Source organism: Candidatus Cardinium sp. cByotN1, assembly GCF_022810525.1.
Taxonomy (GTDB): Bacteria; Bacteroidota; Bacteroidia; order Cytophagales; family Amoebophilaceae; genus Cardinium.
On the sequence record NZ_JAACGG010000084.1, the window covers coordinates 1 to 6,790 of the forward strand.

General features: G+C 38.2%; 5 protein-coding genes and 1 pseudogene. All 6 read left to right on the top strand.

The annotated features are described in order from the left end of the window. The first annotated feature begins 447 nt into the window (after nucleotides 1-447). The gene (locus MUW73_RS02485; protein WP_243575221.1) at nucleotides 448-1,818 is read left to right on the top strand and encodes a DUF3089 domain-containing protein; all 1,371 of its coding nucleotides are present in this window, start codon (nucleotides 448-450) and stop codon (nucleotides 1,816-1,818) included. A gap of 462 nt (nucleotides 1,819-2,280) precedes the next feature. Continuing rightward, on the top strand, nucleotides 2,281-3,543 hold the full coding sequence (locus MUW73_RS02490) for a M16 family metallopeptidase (RefSeq protein ID WP_243018362.1): 1,263 nt from the start codon (nucleotides 2,281-2,283) through the stop codon (nucleotides 3,541-3,543). Between the two features lie 197 nt (nucleotides 3,544-3,740). Beyond that, complete coding sequence (rplM, locus tag MUW73_RS02495) at nucleotides 3,741-4,190, top strand: 50S ribosomal protein L13 (protein ID WP_243018360.1); 450 nt, start codon at nucleotides 3,741-3,743, stop codon at nucleotides 4,188-4,190. Nucleotides 4,191-4,202: 12 nt separating this feature from the next. Continuing rightward, complete coding sequence (gene rpsI, locus MUW73_RS02500) at nucleotides 4,203-4,592, top strand: 30S ribosomal protein S9 (protein WP_243018359.1); 390 nt, start codon at nucleotides 4,203-4,205, stop codon at nucleotides 4,590-4,592. 35 nt (nucleotides 4,593-4,627) lie between these two features. Beyond that, nucleotides 4,628-5,353: pseudogene (gene rpsB / locus MUW73_RS02505) on the top strand (30S ribosomal protein S2); the annotation flags it as partial. 384 nt (nucleotides 5,354-5,737) lie between these two features. Further along, entirely contained in the window at nucleotides 5,738-6,571 is an 834-nt protein-coding gene (gene tsf, locus MUW73_RS02510; protein ID WP_243018357.1) for a translation elongation factor Ts, read from the top strand. The last annotated feature ends 219 nt before the right edge of the window (nucleotides 6,572-6,790 follow it).

Here is a 6,790-nt window from a genome sequence, read left to right on the forward strand (position 1 = left end):
TTTCCGCAACTTTTTACCAGGGCTTGATTTTTTGCTTACTTTTTTATCAAGAAAAAAGTAAGTTAAAAACATCTTATTTGCCACTGACTTGAACAGGTACAAAGCTGCGATCAGCAAGCTCAGCTTATAGATGAAAAGAAAAACAGTTTTGTTTGAAGCCTGCGCAGCGGGAGATTTCTGTTTTTCCAGCTGTAAGCTGAGTTTTCAGCAGTTTTTTGCACAGGGCTTGATTTTTTGCTTACTTTCTTATCAAGAAAAAAGTAAGAGAAAAATACTTATAATCAAATAAAAAAACAATAAAAATTCCTTAAGTTGACCCCATTGGGGTGAACCGAAATCTAATAACTTTTGCATATAATTTTATTTTTTTGTAAAATTGCAAATGTATTACGTAGTCGCCTCGCCTACGCTACTAAATTTTAAAAATTTACCTAACCGTTACTTATCATGCACGTTCAGCCCATCTCTAGAAAAAGTTTTTATAACAAGATAACCAAGCTATTGTACCTTACTATTCCTTTTTTCATATCTATTTCTTTGTTGTTTATTGGTTGTGAATGCAAGGACAATAGTCCACCGAATAGTCCTCCTAAGGTAGCGTCCAACGCTACTGGCTCTACTCCCTCTGCTTTTTCTACTGACGCTACTCCCTGTAGTGATTCTAGTAGCGGTGTTGATGCCACGCTCCTTACTGGTGCTAGTAGCTTCCATGTATCAAAAAATGGTAGTACAGCTAATACTAATCCGAATGTAGTTACAAATCAGCCACCTATATTTTTTCTAGCACATGGATGGAACGATACTCCTGATCGTTTTGACTCTTTCCAAAAAAAACTTCTTGAAAAATTTCCCGATTCGAAAGTAATACTTTCATCAAGTGTAACACAAGAAGAAACCTTCTCTCTTTCCATAGAGCAACAAGCTAAAAAATGTCATACAGAATTCTTAAAAAGAACTTCAACTATACCTAACGCTAAAGAACGGCCTATCATACTCATTGGCCATAGTCAAGGAGGCCTTCGTGTATCTGCTTTAGCACCTAAACTCCAAGAAGCAGGTTATAAAGTAAAAATTGTTGGCATCAATACACCATTCGAAGGCGTTCCTCTGCTTAGATTCAAGGATTGCGCATCATTATTACAACATGTTAAAACATATGTTGAACAGAAAGGAGAGGCGGGTCAACAAGCCTGCTATTTATTCGTATCATTATTAAAACATGTTAAAACATATGTTGAACAGAAAGGAGAGGCGGGTCAACAAGCGTGCTATTTAATAGATAGGTTGATTACTGCGCTTAATAGTTCAGATCCTAAGGCTCTTTCAAGCTTTTTGCAATTCTTACAACCACCAGGCCTACAAGACTTAGTAGAAGGAAGTGCAGCTTTGCGTGATATTCACGCTAAACTTGTCAAATTAAATATTCCTAAACTAGCAATAGGTGGAGTATACTCAAACCTTCTAAGTGAGTTATTGAATAAATTTATCAATAAAGAAAAAAATAAGCTATCTGCAGAAACAGATGATATACTTGATCAATTTTTGGATTTTAGCCAATTCATTGAAGGGTTGCTTACTCCATTGTTGGATAATCTATATACCAACTTGATTGTTGGAAAAGAGAATGTTGACCAAAGTCATGACGGCTTTGTTCCGCTTTACAGTCAGCTTGGAAGCGCTACTCTTGAAAAGAGCCCCAATTACCATCAAGTTACTATTCATAATACTGCCCATATTTCTATTGACGATTTTGGCATTATAGGTACATTGGATAGTCCTGAGGCCCTTGATGAAATTCAAAAATTTGTTGAACGTTGAGCAATTGGCTAATCGTGTACTGTATAATCAGTTACAACGTAAAGCCTTTGGATGGCTTATGTAACAAAAATTTATCGTATCCATTCACTACTGTGGCACAACTGTACCAAAAAACCGCTCCTTGTAAAGTAGTTGCGCTCAGAAAGCGACTCACCATTGTGTTACGGCTATACAAGAAAATTTTGTACAATACCTGTCGATCACCAATCACCTTTTAGTCAGTTCTTATAGGTCGCTCCTATAGTTTTTACTATTGCTTGTAGGCTTATTTTTTCAATTTTTGATGCTATTCATCCAATAAATCTTATTTTTGCTTTATTTTAGATAGACCATTCCCAGGCAAATTATACTGTCGATCTATAAACGACCTCCTGAAGATTTAACCACTGGCTTGCCTTGCGCATTACCAGTAGCAGTAACGCCTGGCAAAAAATCTAATTTTTTGTAAATGCTATATTATTTATGCTTGATAGAACCATTCCTCCAAAATTTAAAGAGATAGAGCCTATCCATTTTCCATGGCCAGCAAGACAGGTACTTGGGAATAAGATTCCACTTTATTGCTTAAACATGGGTAGTCAACCCATTATAGAGTTAGATTTGATTTTTAAATCTGGTAGCGCTTATGAATTGCATCCAGGTGCAGCCTATTTTACTGCTGCTATGCTACTAGAGGGTACCATAACTAAAAATACGCAAGCTATTGCGCATATTATAGATTACTATGGTGCAACGATTAGCACGCGCGTACAGAAAGATTTTTGTACCATCTCTCTTTCCACGCTTACCAAGCATCTTAGCCCTGTCTTAGACCTATTATTGGAGGTTTTATTGACTCCTAGTTTTCCTGAAAAATCACTTGAATTGCTCAAAAACGTAAAAGCGCAGGCTATTCAAGTTGCCGATAAAAAAAATAATCGGGTAGCGTATAAGCGATTTTGTACGGCTTTATTTACAGAGGCGCATCCTTATGGTAAACATCTCACTATACAAGATGTTTTTGGTATCCAACGGGCAGATTTACAACAACATTACGACCAACTATTTTTTACGAGTTGTGCTGCTTTTGTGAGCGGTCAAGTTACGCCAACAGCCTTACAATTGATTGAAGAATCCCTAGCAGGTTTACCTACTGCCAAAAATCTGTTAATAGATCAAATACTACCTAGTACACTGCCTGAAAAAATAGAGTTAGTAGATGGCCAACATCTGCAGTCTGCCATTGTAATTGGCAAAAAATTATTGGTTAAGAAAGAAGTAGATTTTTTACCTATGGTTGTAGTTAATACCCTTTTAGGTGGTTATTTTGGCTCTCGGCTTATGCGTAATATTCGAGAAGATAAGGGCTATACCTATGGCATTCATTCCAGTATGGTAGCTTTACTACAAGCTGGCTACCTAGCTATTACTACAGAAGTAGCCCAAGAAGTAACCAAGGAAACCATTAAGGAGGTTTATAAAGAAATAGAACTGTTGCACCATGAGCTAGTTTCAGACCAGACCTTAGCAAATGTTAAAAACTACTTGCTGGGCCATTTTTTAACTACGATTAATGATCCTTTTGCTATTATGCAAAAGTTTCAAACAACCTATCTTCATGGCTTAGACCAAAGTTACTACACTGCGTTTTACCATCAGGTTCGTAATATAACCGCTGTAGAGGTTAGAAAATTAGCACAAAAATACTTATCTTTAGATTCCTTTACACAAGTTATTGTGCGTTAATGCATCTATAACTTGACTACAAGGAGGTACTTCCTGGCTGCTATAGGTTATCGCTTCAATACTTTAAGTAGACAGTATATGTTTTTTTAGTTTCATTTTGTTTGCATTTTTTGCAAAAAAAAGATACATTTGAAGCCTTTAGTTTTTTGTACAGTCCTCAAATTTTTTTGTTGGTTCAACTTTTTATTTAAAAAAGCGTGGATTATATTAGTTATAAGACAAAATATGCTAACAAGCAGAGTGTTAACAAACAATGGGTTGTTGTTGATGCTTCGTCGCAGCCGTTGGGTAGGCTCGCTAGCCAGGTTGCTTACATCATCCGTGGGAAGCATAAGCCCGATTTTACGCCCCATACAGATGGGGGAGACCATGTTATCATTTTGAATGCTGGTAAAGTAGCTTTATCAGGTAATAAATGGGTAAAAAAAACCTATACCACGTATTCAGGTTATCCTGGCGGGTTGAAGCAGGCTACTCCTCAAGAAGTTCAGGTTGTTAATCCCAAGCGTGTTATAGAGCATGCTGTAAAAGGTATGTTGCCTAAAAATAGGTTGGGCAGAAGGTTATTTCACAATTTGCATGTTTGCCAGGGTGCTATCCATCCCTATGCAGCTCAAAAACCAACCCCAATAACCCTAAAATACTAATTTTATTAACGGATGGAAACAGTTAATGCAGTAGGTCGAAGAAAGACCGCCGTAGCCAGGGTTTATCTTGTTAAAGGCACAGGAGATATTCAAATTAATCATAAGCCACTTTCAGATTATTTCCCAGTAGAAGAAATTAGCTTAATTGTTAAGCAGCCTCTAGAAAAATTAGATATGGTAACCCAGTATAATCTCAAGGTTAATGTTACTGGTGGGGGGTTGCGCGGACAAGCTGAGGCCATTCGCTTGGGTGTTGCTAGGGCACTTTGCAAATTAGACTTAGAAACCAATAGGCCCATACTGAAAAAAGAAGGCTTCTTAACTAGGGATGCTAGAGTAGTGGAACGTAAGAAGTATGGTCGTAAAAAGTCCAGAAAGAAATTCCAATTTACCAAACGTTAGCCCTATTCTCATAGTTATATTTGTTATTACCCATAATGATAAAATTAGAATTCAAAGAATTGCTTGATGCTGGCGTCCATTTTGGTCACTTAACTAGGAAATGGAATCCTAAGATGGCTCCCTTTATTTTCATGAAGCAAAATGGCATACATATCATTGATCTAAATAAAACCATTACCTGTATGCAAGCAGCTGCCTTGCAGCTCAATGCGATGGCACAAGCTGGTAAAAAAATCTTGTTTGTAGCTACCAAAAAGCAAGTTAAAGCTTCTGTAGAGCAGGCAGCTAAAGACTTAGGTATGCCCTATGTTACAGAACGATGGCTTGGTGGCACGCTCACTAACTTTGTCAATACCCGCAAGCTACTAAAGCGTATGCTAGCCATAGAAAAAAATATGCAGACATCTGCTTATAAAAATTTGGCTAAAAAAGAAAGGTTGATTATTGCCCGAGAGCAAGAAAAACTCAGTAGAATATTACAGGGATTGGCTAATGTTACTAGACTTCCCTCTGCGCTATTGGTAATTGACATCAAAGAAGAGCATATTGCTGTTGAAGAAGCACGCAAATTAGGTATTCCTGTTTTTGCCCTTGTTGATACCAACACCAACCCAGATATAGTTGATTTTCCTATTCCTGGCAATGATGATGCCTTCCGTTCAGTTGACATTATAGTTCGATATCTAGCTGGTTCAATTCAAGAAGGTATTGCAGCCTATAAGAAGGAGAAGGCAGAAACCGCCCCTAAGAAAGAGGAGGAACCTGCTGGTAATGAAGGTAGCAAAATGGCTCCTAAAAGAGGTATAAAAGTGGTGCAAGGTGTGGTAATCAAGAAAACCATTCCATCCAAGGCAAAACCTAAAGAAACTACACCTGTAGCTAAAGTTGCACAAGCAGCTACTCCCGTTAAAGACCGACCAAAGAAAGAAGAATTAGTACAAGCTCCTTTGCCCGTTAAAGAGCAACCGGAGCAAGCAAAAGCAGTACAAGCTGCTGCTCCCATTCAAGAGGAGTTAGGTAAAGAAAAAAAATAATAAACTTCATTCTATAGGGTCTCTTTTTTTGGGTATAACCCATGGCCGTAGGTGGGGGCTGAATAGGTTCCTTGCAGCAGGTCAGTCATCTGAATATAATAAATAGAATATATGGTTATTACAGCACAAGAGGTAGCTGCTCTGAGGCAAAAAACAGGTGCAGGAATGATGGATTGCAAGAAAGCATTAATTGAATCAGGAGGTGATTTTGAAAAAGCCATTGATTTTTTAAGAAAAAAAGGACAAAAGATATTGGCAGATCGTGCTGCATACCATGCAGGTGAAGGCGCTGTTTTTGCTTGTGCAAGTTCCAATAATAAGCAATCTTTCTTGTTGGTACTTAATTGTGAAACCGACTTTGTTGCTAAAAGCGAGTTGTTTGTTACGTTAGGTAAACGTATTTTAGAAGCTGCAGTAGCCCACAATCCCATCTCCATAGCCACGTTAGAAGCTTTGCCATTAGGCGATGAGACCGTTCAAGCAGCTATGGTAGCCGCTACTGGTACCGTTGGTGAGAAAATAACCATTTCTGCTTATGAAACCTTAACAGCCCAGGTAACCGTTCCTTATATTCATACTGGTAATCGTTTAGCTGTTTTAGTAGCCCTAGAAGGTGGTCAAGGTGAAGGTGTACTCGCTGCAGGTAAAGATGTGGCCATGCAAATAGCCGCTATGGCCCCTGTAGCGCTTGATAAAGATCAGGTTGATTCAACTGTAGTCGAAAGAGAATCGGCTGTTATCCATGCACAGGTTATAGCTGAAGGGTTTGATAGCAACAAAGCAGAAAAAATAACTCAGGGCAGATTAAACAAGTTTTTTCAGGAAAATACGCTATTACAGCAGCCATTTGTCAAAAATAATAAACTAACAGTTGCCCAATATCTTAAAACAGTTGCCCCCACTTTAACTGTTACTGCATTCAAACGCATTGGAGTAGGTGTATAGCTAGAAAACATCACTTCCCGGCTTTTCAGGCTTGTTCCCGGCTTGTTGGGCTTGAATCGCCTTCTTTTTTCTAGTTCAGCTGTAAAAATTACGTTTCCGTTCACCACTATGGCTTATGCTAGTAAAAAAACGCGCCCTTTGAAAAAAGTGCGATCAGAAAGCTTAGTTTACAGATGAAAAGAAAAACAGTTGCCAGGATGGATTGCAGGGAGGTTCCTG